Raw genomic sequence first — 3,642 nt, 5'->3', positions numbered from 1 at the left:
TCTAATGCCGAGCAGGGCACGAGGGTCGAGATTGCTCTGCCGCGACTGCCGGATTGAGCATCGCGGTCAGCGCGTTTGGATCAGCACTGCGCTCGAGAGCTGAGATGTGGCCGGGGGCATCGGCGTCGGCGCGCTGGCGTTGCATCTAGGTTGCATCTAGGTTGCATCGGTGCTCCGGCGTTAGCGCTTGGGAACCTCTAGGCCGTATTTCTCGATCTTGCGGTCCAGCGCCGGGCGCGAGATACCAAGGATCTCGCAGCTGCGCCCTTTGTGGCCATCGGTGTGCTCTAACACCCGCTGGATGTGCTCGGCCGCCACCTCGTCAAGGCTGCGAAGCGCCGGGGTGTCGGCGGTTGGCGCCACTGCGCCTGAACGCTGTGCGCTGCCGCCCGGGCTGCCTCGATCCGCGTCGAGGTTGGTCGACGCCCCTCCCACCCCCTGGGTGGACTCGACGCCGCCGAACCTGAGCAGCTCTGGTGTGATGGTGCCCTGACGGGCTTGAAGCACTGCCTGGGTCAGCAGATTCTCGAGCTCACGGACGTTACCGGGCCAGTCGTAGCGGCCCAGATGCTGCAGCGCCGCTTCGGTGATACCTGGACAGGGGCGCTCGAGCCGCTCGGCGATCCGTGCGAGTAGGGCGGTGACCAGCAGCGGCAGGTCGTCGAGCCGCTCGCGTAGCGGCGGCATCCGGATCTGGATGACGTTGAGCCGATAGACCAGATCCTCGCGGAAACGCCCGGCCGAGGCCTCCGCCAGTAGGTCGCGGTTGGTCGCGGCGACCACCCGTGCATTGGTTCGGATCGGCTCGCTGCCGCCGACTCGCTCGAACACCCGCTCCTGCAGGGCGCGCAGCAGCTTGGCTTGCAGACTGGGGGCGAGCTCGCCGATCTCGTCGAGGAACAGGGTGCCGTCGCTGGCGAGCTCGAAGCGACCCTGCTTGCGCGTCTGGGCGCCGGTGAAGGCGCCCTTCTCGTGCCCGAAGAGCTCGCTCTCGAGCAGGGTATCGACGATGGCGGCGCAGTTGACGGCGACGAACGGCCCACTGCGGCCACTGTGTTGATGGATCAATCGTGCGACCACCTCCTTGCCGGTACCGGACTCGCCGCTGATGAGCACCGTGGCGTTGCTGCGTGCGCTCAGGGCGATCGCTTTGCTGACCGTCAGCATTGCATCGCTGCGGCCGATCAGGTCACGCGTCGGCTCCTCGCTCGCCGTCACGATCGGCTGCGAGCGCTTGGCGTCGGCAACGGCCTCGCGCTCCCGCAGTAGGTGCTCGACCGCCTGCTGCAGGTCGTCGATCTTGATCGGTTTGTGGACGAAATCCGCAGCGCCGTTCTGGATTGCCTCGATCGCCAGCTCGAGATCGTGCTTGCCGGTCATCATCAGGATCGGCAGCCTTGGGTCCAGCTCGAGCATGGGCCCGATCAGCTCGCTGCCGAGGCCGTCTGGGAGCTGTTGATCGAGCAGGGCCAGATCGAAGCGTTGTGCTCGCAGTTGCTCGAGGCCGGCTTGCGCCCGGAGCACTCGGGTCACGCTGAAGCCCAGATCCTCGAAATGCATCTCGAGCATCTCGCTCAAGGCGGCATCATCCTCGATAATCAGTAGCTGATGATTCATGGCTTGGTGCTCTGGAAGTCCGAGGTCTCGCTCTCTTGCGGCACTCGCGGCGAATGCGATTCAAGCGCTCTGCCCCTGGAGACCGGGATCGCTGCTGTGGATGTTTCAGCCCAGCCCAGCCTTGACGCGCCTTCTGACGCTCCTTCCTCCAGCTCAGCGCAGTGATGCGGCGAGCTTGAGGAGACCGCGGGCGTCGATCTCGCCGCGATGATCGTAGGCGATGCGCAGACCCGGAACTGGCGCTAGGGTGCCGGCGAGCCGGTATGGCCAGGGCTGGCGCTTCAGTGCCAGACCAGGGAAGGCGCGGACCAGACGCTTGATATCGCCGCTCACCTCGACCTCGATGAGGTCTTCGCCCCGGGCTGGAATCCAACGCGCAAAGCTGCCGGCGCCACTGGCGATCTCTTGTGAGTCGAGCCAGACGCGGTAGGTCATGGCGCGGATCGGCAGCGGCAGCGGACCTGGGTTCTGTATCCGTAGCTTGGCCTGGAGCCGCTGCTCAGCGGCCGTCAACTGCGCCGGCCGCAGCGCGATCAGCTTGACCACGGGGGGTGCCGATCGGTAGGCCAGCCCAGCGCCGATGGCGAACAGGATCAGTGCGATCAGGAGGGTGAGCAGGAGCCAGAACATCGTCTTTGGTGGTTAGCCTTGTGATCAGCTCGTCGAGCAGCTGGGACTATCGGTGGTGCTGCTGGTCGCCGCTCGGGCATCGAGGGATTCGACTGGCTCCGGGCGTCCGAACAGATAGCCCTGGAAGGCGCTGCAGCCGTTGCGCGCCAGGAACTGCCGTTGATCTCCGGTCTCGACGCCCTCGGCGATGACCGAGAGCCTGAGCTGGGGCGCGGGGGCGAGGATGGCCCGCACAATGGCCGCGGCATTCGCATCATGGGTGACGTCATCGACGAACGAGCGATCAATCTTAAGCGCATCGAGCGGAAGGCGTTTGAGGTAGGCAAGCGACGAGTACCCGGTCCCGAAGTCGTCTAAGGCAAACCGCAGCCCGAGCGCGCGCAGTGCGGCCATCTTGGTGATGGTGTCTTCGATATCTTCCAACAGCAAGGTTTCGGTCAGCTCCAGCTCGAGCAGGCTGGGGTCGATTCCATGCGTCAGCACTGCGGTCCGCACCATGGCGACGAAGTCCGGGTCGCGAAACTGGCGTGCGCTGATGTTGATGGCCAGTGAGGGCCTTGCGCTGGTGGTGGCCCTTGCCCAGGAGGCCAGCTGGGCGCAGGCGGCCTGCAGGACCCATTGACCGAGCGGCAGGATCAGTCCGGACTCTTCGGCCAGGTGGATGAAGATCTCCGGGCTCAGCAGTCCGCGCTGCGGATGCGCCCAGCGCAGAAGTGCCTCGGCGCCGATCAAGACACCAGCGCTGTCGACTTGGGCCTGGTAGTGCAGCACGAATTGCCCAAGGCGCAAGCCTTCGCGAAGGTGCGCCTCCAGTTCGGTGCGATGCTCGAGCGCGGTCTGCATCTGTGGATCGAAGAACCGCAGCGTGTTGCGTCCTGCATCTTTCGCCTGATACATCGCTAGGTCAGCGCGCTTGAGCAGCTCGTCCACACCGGAGTCGGTCGATTCGATCAGCGTGGCGCCGATGCTCGGGGTGGTGTAATGAACGGTTGCGCCAAGCTGATAGGGCTTGCCGAGTTGTTGCTGCACCTTGTCAGCGACCTTGCGGGTCTGGTCAACGGCCTGCTCGGACGCGTCGCTCAGGCCCTCCAAGACGACGACGAACTCATCACCACCGAGGCGGGCGACCGTATCGTGCGCCCTCACACAACTGACAAGGCGCTCGGCGACCTTCGTCAATAGCAGATCGCCCTTGTCGTGGCCGAAGTTGTCATTGAGGTCCTTGAAGTGGTCGAGATCCAGGAACAGCAGGGCACCGAGCTGACCCGTGCGCCGGGTTGTCTCCAGTGCCTGGCCGAGACGGTCGACAAGCAGGCGCCGGTTGGGGAGTTGGGTCAGCGCGTCGAAGAACGCAAGCTGCTCGATCTGATGCTCAGCCGCCTTACGCGCGGTGAT

3 protein-coding genes are annotated in these 3,642 nt (G+C 65.1%); all 3 read right to left on the bottom strand.

Annotated features, from left to right (window positions below):
• Nucleotides 1-180: 180 nt before the first annotated feature.
• A complete protein-coding gene (locus ACY693_RS16645; RefSeq protein WP_462322929.1) occupies nucleotides 181-1,617 on the bottom strand; it encodes a sigma-54-dependent transcriptional regulator in 1,437 nt (478 codons plus the stop codon).
• A 153-nt stretch (nucleotides 1,618-1,770) separates the two neighbouring features.
• A complete protein-coding gene (locus ACY693_RS16640) occupies nucleotides 1,771-2,247 on the bottom strand; it encodes an LEA/WHy family protein (protein ID WP_462322928.1) in 477 nt (158 codons plus the stop codon).
• Nucleotides 2,248-2,271: 24 nt separating this feature from the next.
• Nucleotides 2,272-3,642 (bottom strand): putative bifunctional diguanylate cyclase/phosphodiesterase (locus ACY693_RS16635; RefSeq protein ID WP_462322927.1); only part of this gene is annotated, 1,371 nt, incomplete at its 5' end.

The organism is Halochromatium sp. (genome assembly GCF_054919635.1).
This window is presented reverse-complemented; position numbering and strand designations above follow the sequence as displayed.

Bases quoted from the DNA above. Each gene is read 5' to 3' on its own strand.
- ACY693_RS16645 (WP_462322929.1), bottom strand. From the start codon at position 1,617: ATGAATCATCAGCTACTGATTATCGAGGATGATGCCGCCTTGAGCGAG.
- ACY693_RS16640 (WP_462322928.1), bottom strand. From the start codon at position 2,247: ATGTTCTGGCTCCTGCTCACCCTCCTGATCGCACTGATCCTGTTCGCC.